Source organism: Gordonia sp. SL306, assembly GCF_026625785.1.
In the GTDB taxonomy this organism is placed as follows: Bacteria; Actinomycetota; Actinomycetes; order Mycobacteriales; family Mycobacteriaceae; genus Gordonia.
Genome location: NZ_CP113063.1, coordinates 1,378,906 through 1,396,846 on the forward strand (window position 1 = coordinate 1,378,906; position 17,941 = coordinate 1,396,846).

The window sequence follows — 17,941 nt, forward strand, 5'->3', positions numbered from 1 at the left end:
CCCCCTCGCGGGACATCGTCAATTGTGTGTCCGATGTCCTCCGCGCCTGCGGATCGGGCACACCGGTCATCCAACGCCGCGGTCCACTCCCCTGGTTCCCACGGCTCCGTCTCCGATGGACTCTGCCGATTCCGCCGGCTCCGAGTCGAGCCGACGCAGGATGACCCCCTCGCGCAGCGCCCACGGACAGATCTCAAGTGTATCGACTGACAGCGCCCGCATGGCCGCCTCCGCCACAAGAGCGCCTGCGACCAGCTGACCTGCGCGATCTGCGCTCACGCCCTCGAGTTCGGCGCGATCGTCACGAGTCATCCGCGAGATGAACGAGATCAGTTGACGCAACCCGCTCGACGTCAGCTGTCGTTTCATGCGGGGGCCTGCGCTCGACGGCGCCGCACCGGTCAGCCGCGCCAGACTCCGGAAGGTCTTCGACGTGCCGACCGCGAGATCGGGTTTGCCCGGGTCGATGAGTTCTTTCGCCGCAGGCCGCAGCTCCGCGTCGAGCCAATCCCGCAACACCGACACCCGGCGGCGGTCCGGCGGGTCGCCGGGCAGCCACTCCCGCGTGAGCCGGCCGGCACCGAGTGGCACCGACAGCGCCACCTCGGGTTCCTCGTCCACCCCGTTGGACATCTCCAGCGATCCGCCGCCGATGTCGAGCGCGAGGATGCGGCCTGCGCTCCAGCCGTACCAGCGCCGCACCGCCAGTGACGTCAGTCGCGCCTCGTCGGGACCGGAGAGCACGGTGACCTGCACGCCGGTCTTGCGTGCGACCTCGGCGAGCACCTCGTCGCTGTTGCTCGCGTCGCGTACCGCCGACGTCGCGAAGGCCATGATCTGCTCGCAACCCGACGTCGATGCGATGTGGGTGAACTCGTCCACCGACTCGATGAGCTTGGCTGCCGCGCGATCGGACAGGCGGCCGCGGTCGTCGATCTGCTCGGCGAGGCGCAGCACGGATTTGGTGGAACTCATCGGAGTGGGATGGCCACCGCGGTGGGCGTCGACCACCAGCAGATGAACCGTGTTGCTGCCCACGTCGAGCACTCCTAGACGCACGTCCTCAAACCCTACTGCGTCGTCGACCACGGCACACCGGAGACCCTTGCCGCGGTCCCCGGCGCGGCACGTCCCCGCTCGACATGCGAAGACGCCGCCGGCGGTTACCGTGGACACCATGGCCCGCACCGAAGCATCGACGCGCATGAAACCGGCGCCCGAGGTGGATCTCGACTTCCCGCGTGAATGGTACGAATTCATCGATCCCGACAATTCCGAACACGTCATCCGAGCGGACCTGACGTGGTTGCTCTCCAACTGGACATGCGTGTTCGGGACCCCTGCGTGCCAGGGCATCATCGAGGGCCGTGAACACGACGGCTGCTGCAGTCACGGCGCCTACCTGTCCGACGAGGACGACCGTCAGAAACTGGCCGAGGGCATGGCCATGCTGACCGCCGACGACTGGCAGTTCCACAAGAAGGGCTCCGGTAAGGACCCGCTCGGCCCCCGCGGTTATCTCGAAGAGGGCGACCTCGACGACGAACCCGCGCTCAAGACTCGAAAGTACAAGGGCGCCTGCATCTTCCTGAATCGGCCCGGCTTCGAGGGCGGGGCCGGGTGCGCATTGCACTCGATGGCGCTGCGCCGGGGACTCGAACCGCTCACCGTGAAGCCCGAAGTGTGCTGGCAACTCCCGATGCGTCGCGAGGAGACCTGGGTGGAACGCCCCGACGGCACCGAGATCCTCCAGACCACCATCACCGAGTTCGACCGACGCGGCTGGGGCGAGGGCGGACACGACCTCCAGTGGTATTGCTCCGGATCGCCGGACGCGCATGTCGGCGCCACCCAGGTCTGGGAGTCCTACGGCCCGGAGCTCACCGAGCTGATCGGCCGACGGGCCTACGAGGAGCTGGCCGCCGCATGCCGGCGTCGAAACGGATTGGGCCTGATCGCGATTCACCCGGCCACCGCCGCCGCGACGACCCGCCGGGAGACCGACATCAAATACGAGCTCCTCGAGGACTGACCGCCCCTCGAGGCCGAGCCCTCCCCCGCCGAGCGTGCGCAGAATTTCGCCGAGCGTGCGCACTTTCCCGCCGAGCGTGCGGACACGACGACGTCGTGCGCACGGTGGGCGAGATTCTGTGCACGGTGGGCGAGATTCTGTGCACGATCGGCGAGGTTGCCGAGGCCTCCGCCCGGCGAGTTCGGCCGTGGTCACCGGCCGCGTGGCGGGCTACGGCTCGAACTTGTAGCCGAGGCCGCGAACCGTGACGAGATGTTTCGGAGTGCCCGGATCGGGTTCGATCTTGGACCGCAGGCGCTTGACGTGGACGTCGAGGGTCTTGGTGTCGCCGACGTAGTCGGCGCCCCAGACCCGGTCGATCAACTGACCGCGAGTGAGCACTCGTCCGGCGTTGCGCAACAGGTACTCGAGGAGGTCGAACTCCTTCAGCGGCAACGTGGTCGACTGGCCGTTGACCGCGACCGTGTGGCGCTCCACGTCCATCCGCACCGGGCCTTCCTCCAGCACGCCGATGGCCAGATCCTCCTCGCCCGCGTCTCCGCCGCGACGCAGAACCGCACGGATACGCGCGATCAGCTCACGTGCCGAGTACGGCTTGGTGACGTAGTCGTCGGCGCCGAGTTCGAGTCCGACGACCTTGTCGATCTCACTGTCACGGGCGGTCACCATGATCACCGGCACACCGGACCGTGCCCGCAGTGACTTGCAGATCTCGGTGCCCGACATGCCGGGCAGCATCACGTCGAGGAGAACGATGTCCGGGCTGACGCGGTCGAACGCGGTGAGCGCCTGAGCCCCATCGGTGACCACGCTGGCCTCGAATCCCTCTTTGCGGAGCAGGAAGGCCAACGGGTCGGCCAACGATTCCTCGTCCTCGACGATCAATACGTGCGTCACCTATGCAATTCCTTCGGTCGACTCGGGTGATCCGATCCGGCGTTCGACGCCGGATCGAGGTGTGCGGGCAGGACCAGATCGTCGTCGGGAAACCCGGGGGTCAGATCCTGCGGGATGCTGAGGGTGAACGTGGAGCCGGTGCCGGGCTTGCTCCACAAGCCGATGTTGCCTCCGTGATTGGCGGCGACGTGCTTGACGATGGCCAGACCGAGGCCGGTACCGCCGGTGCGGCGCGAACGGGCCTTGTCCACCCGGAAGAATCTCTCGAAGACGCGTTCCTGGTCGTCGGGCGCGATGCCGATACCGCGATCGGTCACCGCCAGGGCGACCATCGGGCGCCCGTCCGTGGTGGTGATGCGACGGCTGATCGAGACGGTGGTGTGGGCGGGCGAATACACGATGGCGTTGACCACGAGATTGGACAGGGCGGTCAGCAGGAGTCTGCGATCGCCGCGAACGGTGAGTCCCGACGGCTCGTCTGCGCGCAAGGTGATCGAGACCGCTTCGGCACTGGTCGTCGCGCTGTCGATCGCCTCGGAGACCAGCTCGTCGACGTCGACCGGGGCGAACTCCGACGTCTCGCCACCCTGCAACCGCGAGAGGGCGATGAGTTCGCTGACCATGTTGCCCATGCGGTCGGATTCGACGAGCACACGACGGCCGAAGTGTTCGACCGACTCCGGGTCGTCGGAGGATTCGAGGAGGGCCTCGGCGAGCAGGCCGATCGCCCCGACCGGGGTCTTCAACTCGTGTGAGACGTTGGCGACGAAGTCGCGACGAGTCGCCTCCACCCGCGAATGCTCGGTGTCGTCGACGCCGTAGACCACGGCGTAGCGCTCGGCGTCGTGCGCGACGAGCCGCACGAGGCAGCGCACCGACTCCACGTTGCGCGCAGTGGTGCGGCCGGTGGAGATGAAGCCGAGCGACGACTGGGTCGGGGTGAACTCGAAACGCGCCTCCACCTCGGTGTCGAGAACCTCTTTGGCGGCATCCCACACGGCATCGGCGAGCAGGCGTTCACGGACGACGCCGAGCTCCACGGCCTGATGGTTGTAGAGGACGACGTCGCGGAACTGATCCACCACCGCGACCGCGCTCTCGCTGTTTCGCACGATGAGACTCAGCAGTCCGGCCTTGGTCATCCGCCCGTCGCCGGTGGTCACGTCGACGTCGGTGTCGCGCAGCTCGGCCGCCTCGTCCACCTCGCGCGGTGCGTGCGCTGCATGCATCCGCGATTCGAGCAATGAGGTCGCCACCTGGGCCGAGGTCGCCTGCGGCGAACTCGTCCTGGGTGCGGAGAACGGTCTCCACGCACGGCCGGCGCTTGAGCTCCGCCCGCGCCAGCCGAGTCCGACGAGCACTCCGCAGACCAGCGCGAGCGCGAAAGCCGCGACCAACAATGCAACGGTCACAATTGCAGCTTACGGCGCAACAAACGCCCACTGCACATTCCTGGCCATTGTTCCGCGGCTGTTCACCCGGTGTTCGACCATTCCGTCCCACCGTCGCTCGGGCGTTGCTATGCCGGGCGATCGCGCAGCCCGCAGACGTCTCGGCCGCCGATCACTGCGGTACGGGAACCGCCATGTCTGCATACTCGGGATGTTGCGAGATGAAGCGCTGCACATACGAGCAGACCGGCATCACCTGCTTGCCGGTTGCGCGGATGTCGTCGAGCACGTACCGAACGAGTTGTCCCGCATAGCCATGACCGCTGAACTGCTCGCGGACGACGGTATGGGTCAACACCACCTGATACGGCTCCGAGACATAGTCGAGATAGCCGACCATCTCCTCGTCGTCGCTTGCCTCGGCCGCCGGATCCGGAGTCAAGATCGCTTCGTACCGCTCCTGAGCAGGGGAATGGGTGATGCGTAGGGTCCCGACATTCGCCATGGCATCCAATGTAGCGCGGGTCACAGCATCGGCACCATGACGATTTTGTTACAGCTGGCCCGAGCTACTTCTGCCCTTGGGCCGCAACGGCTGCGGCGCCCGCTGCGGCCGCTTCCGGGTCCAGGTAGGTCCCGCCGGGATTGAGGGGCTTCAGGTTCTCGTCGAGGTCGTAGCGCAACGGGTTGCCGGTCGGGATGTTGAGGCCGGCGATGTCGGCATCGGAGATGTCGTCGAGGTACTTCACCAATGCGCGCAGGGAGTTGCCGTGGGCGGCGACGAGCACCGTCTTGCCTGCCTTGATGTCGGTCGCGATGGTCTCGGTGAAGTACGGGATCATGCGTGCGACGACGTCCTTGAGACATTCGGTCAGCGGCACCTCGGCGAGATCGCCATAGCGCGGATCGTCGGATTGGCTGTACTGCGCGTCACGCTCGATGGGCGGCGGCGGGGTGTCGTAGCTGCGACGCCACAGCATGAACTGTTCCTGGCCGTATTTCTCGAGGGTGTCCGCCTTGTTCAGGCCCTGCAGCGCGCCATAGTGGCGTTCGTTGAGACGCCAGTCGCGCTTGACCGGGATCCAGTGCCGATCCGACTTGTCGAGGGCGATCTGCGCGGTCTGGATCGCCCGGCGCAACAGCGACGTGTAGAGGATGTCGGGCAGGACGTCGTGCTCGACGAGCAACTCACCGGCACGGACCGCCTCGGCCTCGCCTTTCTCGGTGAGCGCCACATCGACCCAGCCGGTGAACTGGTTCGACGCGTTCCACTCGCTCTCGCCATGCCGCATCAGAATCAAGGTGCCGTTGCTCATGGGAAGAGTTTCGCATAATCACCACAAGGCCACCCGTCTGCTCCCGAACGGCGACGAACCGGCCTCAGAACGATCAATAGCGCGCAATTCGGGCAAAACGGGTCTAGCTTCTCTACATGACCGTCAGCGCGGAAACCGGCGCGGCCGGTGCCGGAGAGTCCAAACAGCCCGAACTCAGACGTGTGCTCGGATGGAAGCTCCTGCTGCTCTTCATCATCGGCGACATCCTGGGAACCGGCGTCTACGCCCTCACCGGTCAGGTGGCAGGCGAGGTCGGCGGCGCGGCCTGGGTGCCGTTCCTGATCGCCTTCGCCGTGGCCACCCTCACGGCGTTCTCGTACCTCGAACTGGTGACCAAATACCCCCAGGCAGCGGGCGCCGCCCTGTACGTGCACAAGGCATTCGGCGTCCACTTCATCACCTTCATCGTGTTGTTCACGGTGATGTGCTCGGGCATCACGTCGGCCACGACGGCGTCTCGGGCGTTCGCCGTCAATATGCTCACCGCGTTCAGCGGCGGCGACAAACCCGATGCCACCAGTCCGGCCCTGCTGTTCTTCGCGATCGCATTCCTGCTCGTCGTCATGTTCATCAACTTCCGCGGTGTCGCCGAGGGAGTGGGCACCAACGTGGTGCTGACGCTCGTCGAACTGTCCGGCCTGCTGATGGTGATCTTCATCGGCTACTGGTTCATCGTCGGCGGCAACGCCGAACACTGGGATGCGGTGGTCGCCTTCGAGACACCGGACGAGAAGAACGTCTTCGTCGCGATCACGGCCGCCACCTCACTGGCGTTCTTCGCCCTCGTCGGATTCGAGGACTCGGTGAACATGGCCGAGGAGTGCAAGGAACCAGTGCGCATCTTCCCGAAGGTGATGCTCAGCGGTCTGGCGATCACCGCGGTCGTCTATGTGCTGATCTCCATCTGCGCGGTGGCGATCGTGCCGGTCGGTGTGCTCGCCGAGAGCGAGACGCCGCTCGTCGACGTGGTGCAGTCCGCTGCGCCCGACTTCCCCATCGGCGATCTCCTGCCGTGGATCTCGATGTTCGCCGTGGCCAACACGGCGCTCATCAACATGATGATGGCCAGCCGCCTGCTGTACGGCATGTCGAAGCAGGGCGTGCTACCTGCGTTCCTCTCCTACGTGCACCCCGGTCGACGGACTCCCGTGGCGGCCATCATCTTCACCACGGTCATCGCCCTCTGCCTGCTCGTGTACGTGAGCGCCGACCCGGAGAGTTCGGTGGTCGGCCTCCTGGGCGGCACCACCGCACTGCTCCTGCTCGCTGTGTTCACCGTGGTGAACATCTCGGTACTGGTTCTCCGGCGCAAGCCGGTGCAGCACAAACATTTCCGCACCTGGACACCGCTCGCGGTGCTCGGTGCGATCACCTGCGGCTATCTCACCCTGCCGGTGACCGGGCGCGACTCGGAGCAATACGTCATCGCCGGGTGGCTGCTCCTGCTCGGCGTCATCCTGTGGGTCCTGACCTACTGGCACCACAGACGACAGCAGGTCCCCGAGGGGCACCTCGAGGACGTGAACTGACGGGAGCCATCCACCAACCGCCGGTCGAGTAGCCGGGACGAAGGAGCGGCGTATCGAGACCACTTGTGCTGCAGGTGATCTCGATACGCCGCCTCGCTCCGCTCGGAGGCTACTCGATCAGCGGGGTGTGGGCTACTCGATCAGCGGGTGAGGTGAGGGCCACCCGATCAGCGGCGCAGATCCTTGCGCAGGATCTTGCCCGATGCGGACTTCGGGATCGCGTCGATGAACTCGACGGCCCGGACCTTCTTGTGCGGCGCGACCTTTGCCGCGACGAACTCGATGACATCGGTCTCGCTCAGCTCGGCACCCGGCTGCTTGACGACGAAGGCCTTCGGGATCTCCTCGCCGTCGTCGTCGTTGACGCCGATGACCGCGGTGTCGGCGATCTCGGGGTGTGTCAGCAACAGCGCCTCGAGTTCGGCCGGTGGGACCTGGTAGCCCTTGTACTTGATGAGCTCCTTGAGCCGGTCGACGATGTAGACGCAGCCGGTCGGGTCGACCTGGGCCATGTCGCCGGTGTGCAGATAACCGTCGGCGTCGATGGTGTCGGCGGTCGCCTGCTCGTTGTTGAGGTAACCGAGCATGACGTTCGGACCCTTCACCCAGAGTTCCCCGGGTTCCGAGAGTCCTTCGGCCGGCAGGTCGATCTCGTCGCCGGTGGCCGGGTCGACGATCTTGTTCTCGGTGTTGGGGATCGCCCAGCCGGTCGACGAGAGCGGCGGCTCGTCGTAGCCCAGCGCGGACTTGGTGTCGATCGGGATCAGATGACTGACCGGCGACAACTCGCTCATGCCGTAGCCCTGCAGCATGTGCAGGTCCAGCCGCTTCGCGACCGCCTTGCCGAGCTCGTCGTCGAGGGGCGCGGCGCCCGACATCATGACGCCCAACGACGACAGGTCGTACTGGTCGATGATCGGATGTTTCGCCAACGCGACCGCGACCGGCGGCGCGATGAAGGCCTTGGTCACCTTGTGGTTCTGGATGTTCTCGAGGAACTCGACGAGGTCGAAGCGCGGCATGATCACCAGACGTCCACGGTTGTACAGCGCGGCGTTGAGCAGCACCGTCATCCCGTAGATGTGGAAGAACGGCAGGACCGCGATCACCACGTCGTCGTGCGCCAGGCCCTGCAGCGGCTTGATCTGCGCGACGTTGGCCACCAGGTTGCGGTGGCTGAGCGCGACACCCTTCGGATTGCCCGTGGTTCCCGAACTGTAGGGCAGAGCCGCGACGTGGGTTGCCGGGTCGATCGTGATGTCCGGTGCCGGCAGATTCGGCCCGAGCAGATCGACCGCGTTCGGATGACCCGAGCTCTCCTGCCCGTCGCCGTCGAGAACGATCAGGTTCTCGTCGGAGATGCCGACCTCCTTGGCGGCCGCGGCCGCCTGCTCCAGCATCGGCGAGATGGTGATGAGCATCGTCGCGTTCGCATTCTTCAACTGCTTGGCGATCTCCGTCGCGGTGAACAGCGCGTTGATCGTCGTCGCCGTGCCGCCGGCCCGCAGGATGCCGTGGAAGATCGTCGCGAAGGCCGGGATGTTCGGCGACAGCACACCGACCACGTCTCCGACCCCGATCCCGCGCGCCGCCAGGGCGCCTGCCGCCGCATCGATCTGGCCGATCAACCGGCGATAGGTGGTCTCGTCGCCCGACTTCGGGTCGACCAGTGCCACCCGGTCGAGATCCTCGTCGGCGATCGACCCGAACAAGAAGTCGTAGACACTCACGTTGGGGATCTCGACGTCGGGATAGGGACTCTTGAAGCTCATGACACCTCCGTTGGTGATTTTCGGGCGCAATCGTAGCAATACTCGTTGTCGAGTTCCGCCCGAACGCAATGTCCGCATCGTCCGATTCATCCGCATACGGTGATCCGGTCTTGCGCAGGCACAACTCTACGAGAAGACCCCTATCACTGTGACAGCGCCCACACGTTCGGTCGAGCGGCCAGCGCCGTGATCAGTCCAGGTCATCGGCCGAATCGCCGGACCGTTCCCCCACCGCGTCCACCGACGTCACGCCCGGAACGTAGCGGTCCGGCAGCGGTTCACCGGGTTCGGGCAGTGACTCCTTGTCGATCAGATGCTCGAACGCGAGCAGATTGCGCAGGGACTCGCCACGCGACACCCGCCACGCCCATTCGCGTTGGATCGAGGCGAGGAATCCGATCTCCAGAAGCGTGTTGAAGTCGCCGTCGGCGGCCTCGAGGACCTGGCCGAGCACCCGGTCGAGTTCGTCGGCGCTCAGGGCATCTCCCGAGATGCGGCCGACCAGGTAGATGTCGCCGGTGTTGTCGATCGTGTACGCGACCCCGTACAGCCGACGGTTGCGTCGAAGCAGGTAGCGATAGACGCCCTCGTGGTTCTCGTCCGGACGCCGGCACACGAACGCCTCCACGCGGACGCCGTGCGGGCCCGCGGTGAGGAGAACGGTGGTCGTCAGCTTCCGCTCGCCCGGCAGTTCCAGCACGAGGTGATCGGCCTGGGCGCCGCCGGCATCCTTGCGACTGAACGAGATCTCCCGTTCGGTCAGCGCGGCTTCGAGCAGTTCGACGATCTCGGCCTGATTCACTCGATCATCCTTGTCCCACACTCATCTTGGACCGGCGCCTGCGCCAGCGCCGGGAACCGCGCCGCACGGTGGCCGCGCCGGCGGCGGCCGGGTTCCGCGCGGCGAACGACTGCATCGCGGCCGAATAACTGGAGAGCAGCTGGGTCGAGGTGTGCTCCCACGAGAACTGCTCGGCGTGCGCGCGGGTGTTCTGCCGCATCGACGCCAGGCGGTCGGGATCGGCCAGCAGCCCCCCGATCGCGTGCGACCAGTCCTCGACGTCGTGCCCGTCGACCAACACACCGGTCCGGCCGTCCGCCACGGCCACGCTCAGACCGCCGACGTCGGCGGCCACCACCGGGGTGCCACAGGCCTGCGCCTCGATGGCGACCAGCCCGAAGCTCTCCGAGTAGCTCGGCACGGCAACCAGATCCGAGGCGCGGTACACCTGAGCGAGCCGATCCGCGGATTGGGGCGGGAGGAAGGTGACGGAGTCGGCGATACCCAGGTCGGCGGCCAGATCGATGAGGGCGGTGGGTTGCGCGAGGCCGGTCCCCGACGGCCCGCCGACGATGAGGACCCGGACCGGGCGCCCCTGCCTGCGCGACCGCTCAATGATCGGTGCGGCGGCCGCCAACAGAACGTCGGGAGCCTTGAGTGGCTGAATCCGCCCGACGAAGGTCAACACCGTCTCGTCGTCGCGGAGACCCAGTTCGGCCCGCGCCAGAGCACGCGGCCCCGGCGAGTAGACATCGAGATCCGCGCCGGGTGTCACCACGTCGATCCGCGAGCGGTCGGCGTTGTACATCGACACCAGCTCGGTCGCCTCGGTCTGGGTGTTCACCACCATGCGATCGGCCTCGTCGACCACCTGCTGCTCGCCGATCACCCGCAGCATGGGTTCGGCCGTGTCGCCCTTCGCCAGCGACGCGTTCTTGACCGCTGCCAGCGTGTGCGCGGTGTGCACCAACGGCACTCCCCAGCGATCCCGCGCGAGCCAGCCGACCTGGCCGGACAGCCAGTAGTGCGAGTGGATCAGGTCGTAGTAGCCGGGCTTCTGCATCGCCTCGGCGCGCAGGACGCCTGCGGTGAACGCACAGAGCTGAGCAGGCAGATCACGTTTGTCGAGACCTTCGAACGGTCCGGCCACGACGTTGCGGACGATCACACCGGGTGCGGCGTGCACGCTCGGTGCGTCCGACGACGACGTCGCGCGGGTGAAGATCTCGACCTCGACCCCGCGACGGGCCATCCGCGTCGCGGTCTGCCAGACGTAGACGTTCATCCCCCCGGCGTCGCCGGTACCCGGCTGCGCCAGTGGTGACGTATGCACCGAGATGAGTGCGACGCGCCTCGGCAACGGGGGGCTGGTCATTCCTCCACCTTAGAGAAAGTCGACGCAGCCACTCGGCCCGGCCGCGTCGACGTCCCGAGCGCACCCCTCCACGCGCCGATCGGGCGCAGTTCTCCGCCGAGCGTGCGCAGTTCCCCGCGATGGCCTCAAGGGATCGTCGCAACACCCTGAGTGAAGGGAGTTGTGATGGGGCGGTTGAAGCGTGGGCAGTCGATGCCGGCGTTGCCGGTGTGGGAGTTCTGGCAGGGGCGGGCGGGTGGGATGAGCACGGCGGCCGCGGCGCGACACGCGGGGATCTCGGTGCGGTTGGGGCATAAGTTGATGGCCAAGCATGGTGGGGTGATTCCTACTGTGAGCAGGCCGGCCGCGTGTGATGAGCATGGGTCGGGGCCGCAGTCGCGGTATCTGTCGGCTGATGAGCGTGACCTGATTGCGAATAAGAACGCTGTGGGACTTTCGGTGCGCCAGATCGCGCGTGATCTGGCGCGGGCTCCGTCGACGATCAGCCGCGAGTTACGGCGGAATCGGCCGCAGCATCGCACCTACGCCGCGGGCTATGCCCAGCGGCGAGCGCAGCATCGACGGGCCAGACCTAAGCTGCGCAAGCTCGAGTCCAACGATGTGCTGCGCGCCTATGTCTGGGACAAGCTCAGTGGCCTCGAGCATTGGTCCCCGGCACAGATCAGTGCTCGGCTGGTAACGGAGTTCGCGGATGATGTGAGGATGCGTATCAGTCCTGAGGCGATCTATCGAACGTTGTTCGTTTTTCCTCGCGGTGAGATGAAACAGCAGGTCACAGCATCATTGAGGTCGGGGCGTAGCGTGCGTAAGCCGCGGACGGCCCGGACGGGGTCGACCATCGTGCCGCGGGAGTTGCTGATCGCTAACCGCCCGGCCGCGGTCGAGGATCGGGCGGTTCCTGGCGACTGGGAAGGTGATTGCATTCTGGGCCGCGAGGGGCACTCGCAGATCGGCACCCTGGTCGAGCGCACTACCCGATTCACGATCCTGCTCCACCTGCCCACGACTCGGACCGGGCAGGACCTGCGCACCGCACTGGCCATCGGGATCGGTGATCTACCCGCCCATCTGCGGCGGTCGATCACCTGGGATCAGGGGTCAGAGATGCGTGGCGTACACACCAACATCGCGGTCGATCACAATCTGCAAGTGTGGTTCTGTGACCCGCACTCGCCGTGGCAGCGTGGCACCAATGAGAACACCAACGGCCTTCTCCGGCAGTACTTCCCGAAAGGGACCGACCTGTCCGTCCACAGCAGCGACCACCTCAACCAGATCGCGACCGCACTCAACAACCGGCCACGCGCAGCCCTGGGATTTCGCACCCCAGCCGAAGCCTTCACCGACCTGCTAGCCTCCCACAACCAGCCATAGGTGTTGCGACGACCGCTGGAATCCGCCCGCCGAGCGTGCGCAGTTCCCCGTCGAGCGTGCGCACTCCGCCACGGGTGCGCACGCTCGGCGAGATTCTGCGCACGCTCGGCGAGATTCTGTGCCCGATCGGCGAGATTCTGTGCCCGCTCGGCGAAGGGTGGTTGACACTTTATTCACAGTGTCTCATCATCGAATCATGTCAACCGAAGTGTCTGAGCGCGCGGAGTACGTCTTACGGTCGGGGCCCTCGTGGGCGGATCCGCATCCGATGTACGCAGCACTCCGGGAACGGTCGCCGGTGCACCGCGTGGCCGCCGACGCCGACAACGGCGCCGCGGGCGACTTCTGGGTCCTGACCCGCCACGCCGACGTCATGGCCGCGGCGAACGACACGTCGACCTTCTCCTCCGCACAGGGACTCACGGTCACCTATGGCGAGCTCGACGCCATCGGCATGGCCGACCATCCTCCGATGGTCATGCAGGATCCGCCGTCGCACACCGAGTTCCGCAAGCTGGTCGCGCGCGGCTTCACCCCTCGGCAGGTCATCGAGGTGGAGCCGAAGGTCCGCGAGTTCGTCACCGAGCGCCTCGACCGACTACCCACCGATGGTCCCGCCGACATCGTCGGCGAGCTCTTCAAACCACTGCCGAGCATGGTGGTCGCCCACTATCTCGGTGTGCCCGAGGAGGATTGGTCCCGCTTCGACGGATGGACGCAGGCTATCGTCGGTGCCGCATCGGGCATCGGGGGGATGGCGGCCGCCGGCGAATCGGCGGGTGCGGCGACGATGGAGATGCTCTCGTACTTCACCGAACTCGTCGACCACCGTAAGCGCCACCCCGCCGAGGACACGGTCTCCCAGCTCGTCGCCGCCGGCCTCGCCGACGACCCAGACGATCCCGGGGGCCTGCTCTCGATCCTGGCGTTCACCTTCACCATGGTGGCCGGCGGCAACGACACGACGACCGGCCTGCTCGGCGGCAGCGTCGCGCTGCTGCACCAACACCCCGATCAACGACGACGGCTCGTCGAGGATCCGGACCTGATCCCCGGGGCCATCGATGAGTTCCTCCGCCTCACCTCGCCCGCACAGGGATTGGCGCGCACCACGACCCGCGACGTCTCGTATCCGGCGCCCGACGTGCAGCGGGTCGGTCATCTGCCGCCCCAGGCGACCGACGGCGCCGTCACGATCCCCGCGGATCGCAAGGTGCTGCTCTGCTACGGGTCGGCCAACCGCGATCCCGAGGTGTACGGGCCCGACGCCGACGTCCTCGACGTCACCCGTCGACCCCGCAACATCCTCACCTTCAGTCACGGCAACCATCACTGCCTCGGCGCCGCGGCGGCACGGATGCAGGGACGTGTCGCGCTGACCGAGCTGCTCGCCCGCCATCCCGAGTTCACGGTCGACGTCGCCGGGATCGAATGGGCCGAGGGCAATTACGTTCGACGACCAACCTTCGTGCCGTTCCATGTCTGACACCCCCATGTCTGGCACCCCCATGTCTGATACCCCGGCGACCGCCGACTGGCTCGCGCCGGAACGGGCCGTGCTCGCCGCACAGCGCATCCTCGACATCGCCGAGCGGATGTTCGTCGAGAAGGGGGTGTCCGCGGTGACCATGCGCGACATCGCCTCGGCCGCCGGATGCTCGCGTGCCACGTTGTACCGCTACTACCCCGGCAAGTCGGAAGTCCTTGCGGCCTATGTCGATCGGACCGCGGCCGAGCTGGGGGCAGCGGTCGGCGCAGCCACCCGGCACGAGTCCGATCCGGGTGCCCGACTGGTCGCCGCGGTGACCACCGCCGTCGCCGGAGTGCGGTCGAACCCCGCACTGTCGGCATGGTTCGTCTCGGATGCCGCCGGCCGGTCGGCGAACCTGGCGCTGCTCTCGCCCGCGATCGAGGAGATCGCGGTGGGGTTCCTCGGCGACATCGCGCCGAGCACCGGGCCGACCGAACAACGCGACCGCGCACGGTGGGTGGTGCGCGTCATCGTCTCGCTGTTGACGAGCCCCGGCGAGACCGCATCATACGAGCGAGAGCTGCTGCAGCGCTTCGTCGTTCCGGTCGTGACAGCCGGAGCGCGAGGTCCCGTCGACTGACCCGACCGACCGAGGCGTCACCGGCCGCGGTACTTCCTCCGGTACTCGTCATAGAGGTCGGCGTTGCGATCCCGCTCGAGCTTGTTGACGAGATCCGGATCGAGACCGTGCTGACTCAGCCGGTGCCGCCGGTACACGCGGTTGAGCGCGATCGAGAAGAAGATGTACGGGATGATGATCGGGATCGTCATGTTCAGCCGCACCATCAGATCCGCCGGCACGAACATCATCGGGGTGATCAGCAGCAGACAGGGGATCGCCCACCGCACGACCATCCGGACCGTGGCGCCGGGACCCGCGAGATCGCGGGTGACCCAGTCGGTCATCGACGGTGGAAGTTTCGCGCCGTACGCGTAGCGCACATACTGCAGGGCCGTCGGAGTCGTGCGTTGCTCGGTCATCCGGCACCGCCACGTCGCATCGCGCTGATACGCCGGCCCATGTCTCAGCTCCTCGCTCCTGGTACCCCGCGGCCCGAGCGTAGTCACCACGCTTCCCCTGGGGCCAGAAATCGATAGTACACGATTGAATTGATGGCGACTCACTGCGCCGACCCACTGCACAGCGGCCCGATTCGCCGACGAGCCCGGAGCTCACCTACACTGCTTTCGGTAACGATTGTCATTTGCGTGAGGCGGAGAACACGATGAGGCGAACACTGGCCGCGACCGCGGCCCTGCTCGGAGCCGGGGCCCTGGCCCTGACCGGGTGCTCGGGCACCGACGACGGCAACCCGTCCGGCACACCGACGGTGGTCACCTCGACAAATGTGTGGAGTTCCGTCGCTTCGGCGGTGGCAGGCGACAAGGCCACCGTCACCTCGCTCTACACCAACTCCGAGGGCGATCCGCACGAGTTCGAGCCGTCGGCAGCCGACACCGCCGAGGTCACCGACGCCGGCGTCGTCGTGCTGAACGGCGGCCACTACGACGCCTACATGGAAGATGCCGTCAAGGGTTCGGACGCGACCGCGATCAACGCCTACGACATCCTGGCCGGCGAGAGCCACGAGGGTGACGGCCACGACCACTCCGACATGAACGAGCACGTCTTCTACGACCTGGCGGTCGCCGGGCAGGTGGCGACCGAGGTCGGGGACGCACTCGCGGCCAAGGATCCCGGCAACGCCGACACATTCCGGACCAACGCGACGGCCTTCAACGAGAAGATCACCGGTCTGCGAGGACAACTGGCCGCCATCAAGGCGGCTCACGACGGGACGAAGGTCGCGCAGACCGAGCCGCTGGCGGGTTATCTGCTCGACGAGGCGGGGCTGGTCGACGCAGCGCCCGCCGGATTCGCCCAGTCGGTCGAAGAGGGCCAATCTCCGTCGGCCGCCGACCGGGCCGCGATGGAGGATCTCCTCACCTCACGCACCGTCGGCGCGCTCGTCTACAACACCCAGGCGGTTGATTCGGTCACCGAAAGCGTGCTGCAGACCGCCCAGAAGGCCGGGGTTCCGGTGGTCAAGTTCACCGAGACCCTGCCCGACGGCGTCACCGACTACATCACGTGGCAGTCCCGCCAGATCCAGGCGTTGAGTGCCGCACTGGGTGAGCATGCCGCACACTGACATCATGGCTGATCCCGACCACAGGACCGACCCGGCGGCCACGCCGACGACCGCCATCGGGCCGCACCCGGACACGGTCGCCACCTTCGAGCACGGCCGACTCGCCTTCGGCTCGCGGGTGCTCTGGGACGACCTGAATCTGCGCATCTCGCGCGGCGAGTTCATCGCGGTGCTCGGTCCGAACGGTTCCGGCAAGACCTCCTTCCTGCGCTGTCTGCTCGGCCAGTATCCCCTCGACGCCGGCCGGCTCGACGTCACCGACGCCATCGGTTACATCCCGCAGCAGCACGCCGACGACGCTGATCCGATGGCCATGCGCGGCCGCGACCTCGTCGGCTTCGGCGTGGACGGCGGCCGGTGGGGCATCGGGCTGCGTGGCCGGTCGCGTCGCAAGCGGCTCGTGGACGCCGCACTCGCCGAGGTCGGGGCGACCGCCTACGCCGACGCCCCGATGGGGCTGCTCTCCGGTGGCGAGCAACAACGTCTGCGGGTGGCCCAGTCGCTCACCGGTGACCCGACCTTGCTGTTGTGCGACGAACCACTGTCGAGCCTGGACCCGACCAATCAGCAGCTCGTCGTCGAGCTCATCGACGAACGACGACGCAACGCCGATACCGCGGTCGTGTTCGTGACCCACGAGATCAACCCGATCCTGCCCTACGTCGATCGGGTGCTGTACCTGGTCGGCGGGCATTTCCGGATCGGCACGCCCGACGAGGTGATGACCACCGAGACGCTCTCGAACCTCTACGGCAGTGACGTCGAGGTTCTGCGGGTCAACGGACGACTGCTGGTGATCGGCGGCGAGGACGCCCACCACTGCGAGCATCGGCCCGAGCCGGCGAGCGCCGCCACCCAGCCGGACGACGACGGCGGGCGGTCCGGCCTCACATGACCGTCGCAATCCCTCAGGCGGCCGCGGAGATACAGATCAGCAGACTCTGGGATTTCAGCGAGACCGCCGAACTTCTCGGGCGTGGCTTCGTCCAGCAATCGCTCATCGCGGTCGCGCTCCTCGGCCTGCTCGGCGGCATCCTCGGCCCACTCATCGTGGCCCGGCAGATGTCGTTCGCGGTCCACGGCATCAGCGAGCTGTCGGTGACCGGCGCCTCGGCCGCCCTGCTGCTCGGCATCAGCATCAACGTCGGCGGGGTGATCGGTGCGGTCGTCGTGGCCGCGGTCTTCGGCTACATGGGTAACCGCGCGCGCGAACGTGATTCGGTGATCGGCGTGGTGATGGCCTTCGGCCTCGGCCTGGGTGTGCTGTTCCTGTCGCTCTACGGCAGCGCACGAACAGGTTTCGCGATGCTGACCGGACAGGTGGTGAGCGTGGGCACCGGCGGGCTCACCGCGGTCGCGATCACCACCGTCGTGGTCGTCATCGGCATGGCGGTGATCTATCGCCCCCTGCTGTTCGCGTCACTCGACCCGAGGGTGGCCCGCGCCCATGGCGTTCCCATCCGGACCCTGTCGGTGGTGTTCGCCGTGTTGATGGGTCTCGCGTGTGCCCAGGGCGTCCAGATCATCGGTGCGCTGCTGGTGATGTCATTGCTGATCACTCCGGCCGCGGCCGCGGCGCGCCTCACCGCGAATCCGACGACGGTGCTCGTGCTGTCGGTGGTGTTCGCGGAGGTCGCCGCCGTGGGCGGGCTGATCCTGTCGCTGGCGCCGGGTCTACCGGTCTCGGTGTTCGTGACCACGATCTCGTTCGTGATCTACGTCGTCTGCCGGTGGGCCGGACACCGACGGCATTTCGCGACCCGCTGATC

At 66.9% G+C, this 17,941-nt stretch carries 17 protein-coding genes; 8 read left to right on the plus strand and 9 right to left on the minus strand.

The annotated features are described in order from the left end of the window. Positions 1–66: 66 nt before the first annotated feature. Positions 67–1,059 (minus strand): Ppx/GppA phosphatase family protein, encoded by a 993-nt coding sequence (locus OVA31_RS06195; RefSeq protein WP_267630229.1) that lies wholly within the window; start codon positions 1,057–1,059, stop codon positions 67–69. 145 nt (positions 1,060–1,204) lie between these two features. Between OVA31_RS06195 and OVA31_RS06200 the strand changes: the two genes are divergently transcribed. Beyond that, positions 1,205–2,032 (plus strand): hypothetical protein, encoded by an 828-nt coding sequence (locus tag OVA31_RS06200; RefSeq protein ID WP_267631424.1) that lies wholly within the window; start codon positions 1,205–1,207, stop codon positions 2,030–2,032. A 210-nt stretch (positions 2,033–2,242) separates the two neighbouring features. Here the strand turns inward: OVA31_RS06200 and OVA31_RS06205 are convergent, their stop codons facing one another. The 4 genes from OVA31_RS06205 to OVA31_RS06220 form a co-directional block, all read right to left on the minus strand. Continuing rightward, positions 2,243–2,929 (minus strand): response regulator transcription factor, encoded by a 687-nt coding sequence (locus OVA31_RS06205; protein ID WP_164310878.1) that lies wholly within the window; start codon positions 2,927–2,929, stop codon positions 2,243–2,245. Next, complete coding sequence (locus OVA31_RS06210; RefSeq protein ID WP_267630230.1) at positions 2,926–4,341, minus strand: sensor histidine kinase; 1,416 nt, start codon at positions 4,339–4,341, stop codon at positions 2,926–2,928. Before OVA31_RS06210 ends, OVA31_RS06205 begins: the two co-directional genes overlap by 4 nt. Positions 4,342–4,492: 151 nt before the next feature. Beyond that, positions 4,493–4,825, minus strand: coding sequence for a GNAT family N-acetyltransferase (locus OVA31_RS06215; protein WP_267630231.1), 333 nt, complete (start codon positions 4,823–4,825; stop codon positions 4,493–4,495). A gap of 64 nt (positions 4,826–4,889) precedes the next feature. Then, positions 4,890–5,636 (minus strand): phosphoglyceromutase, encoded by a 747-nt coding sequence (locus OVA31_RS06220; protein ID WP_267630232.1) that lies wholly within the window; start codon positions 5,634–5,636, stop codon positions 4,890–4,892. 116 nt (positions 5,637–5,752) lie between these two features. Here OVA31_RS06220 and OVA31_RS06225 point away from each other — a divergent pair, with 116 nt between their 5' ends. Next, positions 5,753–7,186: an APC family permease gene (locus tag OVA31_RS06225; protein WP_267630233.1), complete on the plus strand. Its 1,434-nt coding sequence runs from the start codon at positions 5,753–5,755 to the stop codon at positions 7,184–7,186. Positions 7,187–7,353: 167 nt separating this feature from the next. Here the strand turns inward: OVA31_RS06225 and OVA31_RS06230 are convergent, their stop codons facing one another. The 3 genes from OVA31_RS06230 to mshA form a co-directional block, all read right to left on the minus strand. After that, complete coding sequence (locus OVA31_RS06230; protein WP_267630234.1) at positions 7,354–8,958, minus strand: AMP-binding protein; 1,605 nt, start codon at positions 8,956–8,958, stop codon at positions 7,354–7,356. Between the two features lie 190 nt (positions 8,959–9,148). Further along, positions 9,149–9,760 carry a YbjN domain-containing protein gene (locus tag OVA31_RS06235; protein WP_267630235.1) on the minus strand — a complete coding sequence of 204 codons (612 nt, stop codon included), beginning with the start codon at positions 9,758–9,760 and terminating at the stop codon, positions 9,149–9,151. 4 nt (positions 9,761–9,764) lie between these two features. Beyond that, entirely contained in the window at positions 9,765–11,114 is a 1,350-nt protein-coding gene (mshA, locus tag OVA31_RS06240) for a D-inositol-3-phosphate glycosyltransferase (RefSeq protein WP_267630236.1), read from the minus strand. A gap of 165 nt (positions 11,115–11,279) precedes the next feature. Between mshA and OVA31_RS06245 the strand changes: the two genes are divergently transcribed. The 3 genes from OVA31_RS06245 to OVA31_RS06255 all read left to right on the plus strand — a co-directional run bounded on the left by OVA31_RS06245 (position 11,280) and on the right by OVA31_RS06255 (position 14,599). Further along, positions 11,280–12,488 (plus strand): IS30 family transposase, encoded by a 1,209-nt coding sequence (locus OVA31_RS06245; protein WP_267627959.1) that lies wholly within the window; start codon positions 11,280–11,282, stop codon positions 12,486–12,488. Between the two features lie 196 nt (positions 12,489–12,684). Next, complete coding sequence (locus tag OVA31_RS06250) at positions 12,685–13,974, plus strand: cytochrome P450 (protein ID WP_267630237.1); 1,290 nt, start codon at positions 12,685–12,687, stop codon at positions 13,972–13,974. A 22-nt stretch (positions 13,975–13,996) separates the two neighbouring features. Continuing rightward, on the plus strand, positions 13,997–14,599 hold the full coding sequence (locus OVA31_RS06255; protein WP_267630238.1) for a TetR/AcrR family transcriptional regulator: 603 nt from the start codon (positions 13,997–13,999) through the stop codon (positions 14,597–14,599). A gap of 17 nt (positions 14,600–14,616) precedes the next feature. Here the strand turns inward: OVA31_RS06255 and OVA31_RS06260 are convergent, their stop codons facing one another. Beyond that, complete coding sequence (locus tag OVA31_RS06260) at positions 14,617–15,000, minus strand: DUF5313 family protein (RefSeq protein ID WP_267630239.1); 384 nt, start codon at positions 14,998–15,000, stop codon at positions 14,617–14,619. Positions 15,001–15,245: 245 nt separating this feature from the next. Here OVA31_RS06260 and OVA31_RS06265 point away from each other — a divergent pair, with 245 nt between their 5' ends. Genes OVA31_RS06265 through OVA31_RS06275 form a run of 3 tightly spaced genes read left to right on the plus strand, consistent with a single transcriptional unit; the run spans position 15,246 to position 17,939 of the window. Continuing rightward, positions 15,246–16,172 (plus strand): metal ABC transporter solute-binding protein, Zn/Mn family, encoded by a 927-nt coding sequence (locus OVA31_RS06265; RefSeq protein ID WP_267630240.1) that lies wholly within the window; start codon positions 15,246–15,248, stop codon positions 16,170–16,172. A 4-nt stretch (positions 16,173–16,176) separates the two neighbouring features. After that, positions 16,177–17,067: a metal ABC transporter ATP-binding protein gene (locus tag OVA31_RS06270; RefSeq protein ID WP_267630241.1), complete on the plus strand. Its 891-nt coding sequence runs from the start codon at positions 16,177–16,179 to the stop codon at positions 17,065–17,067. Further along, on the plus strand, positions 17,064–17,939 hold the full coding sequence (locus tag OVA31_RS06275; RefSeq protein ID WP_267630242.1) for a metal ABC transporter permease: 876 nt from the start codon (positions 17,064–17,066) through the stop codon (positions 17,937–17,939). The genes OVA31_RS06270 and OVA31_RS06275 overlap by 4 nt, the downstream gene beginning before the upstream one ends. Positions 17,940–17,941: the final 2 nt, after the last annotated feature.

Excerpts from the sequence above, each read along its gene's own strand:
- OVA31_RS06265 (WP_267630240.1), top strand. The coding sequence starts at position 15,246 with ATGAGGCGAACACTGGCCGCGACCGCGGCCCTGCTCGGAGCCGGGGCC.
- OVA31_RS06215 (WP_267630231.1), bottom strand. The coding sequence starts at position 4,825 with ATGGCGAATGTCGGGACCCTACGCATCACCCATTCCCCTGCTCAGGAG.
- OVA31_RS06245 (WP_267627959.1), top strand. The coding sequence starts at position 11,280 with ATGGGGCGGTTGAAGCGTGGGCAGTCGATGCCGGCGTTGCCGGTGTGG.
- OVA31_RS06200 (WP_267631424.1), top strand. The coding sequence starts at position 1,205 with ATGAAACCGGCGCCCGAGGTGGATCTCGACTTCCCGCGTGAATGGTAC.
- OVA31_RS06270 (WP_267630241.1), top strand. The coding sequence starts at position 16,177 with ATGGCTGATCCCGACCACAGGACCGACCCGGCGGCCACGCCGACGACC.
- OVA31_RS06255 (WP_267630238.1), top strand. The coding sequence starts at position 13,997 with ATGTCTGATACCCCGGCGACCGCCGACTGGCTCGCGCCGGAACGGGCC.
- OVA31_RS06250 (WP_267630237.1), top strand. The coding sequence starts at position 12,685 with ATGTCAACCGAAGTGTCTGAGCGCGCGGAGTACGTCTTACGGTCGGGG.
- OVA31_RS06230 (WP_267630234.1), bottom strand. The coding sequence starts at position 8,958 with ATGAGCTTCAAGAGTCCCTATCCCGACGTCGAGATCCCCAACGTGAGT.
- OVA31_RS06275 (WP_267630242.1), top strand. The coding sequence starts at position 17,064 with ATGACCGTCGCAATCCCTCAGGCGGCCGCGGAGATACAGATCAGCAGA.
- OVA31_RS06225 (WP_267630233.1), top strand. The coding sequence starts at position 5,753 with ATGACCGTCAGCGCGGAAACCGGCGCGGCCGGTGCCGGAGAGTCCAAA.
- OVA31_RS06260 (WP_267630239.1), bottom strand. The coding sequence starts at position 15,000 with ATGACCGAGCAACGCACGACTCCGACGGCCCTGCAGTATGTGCGCTAC.
- OVA31_RS06220 (WP_267630232.1), bottom strand. The coding sequence starts at position 5,636 with ATGAGCAACGGCACCTTGATTCTGATGCGGCATGGCGAGAGCGAGTGG.
- mshA (WP_267630236.1), bottom strand. The coding sequence starts at position 11,114 with ATGACCAGCCCCCCGTTGCCGAGGCGCGTCGCACTCATCTCGGTGCAT.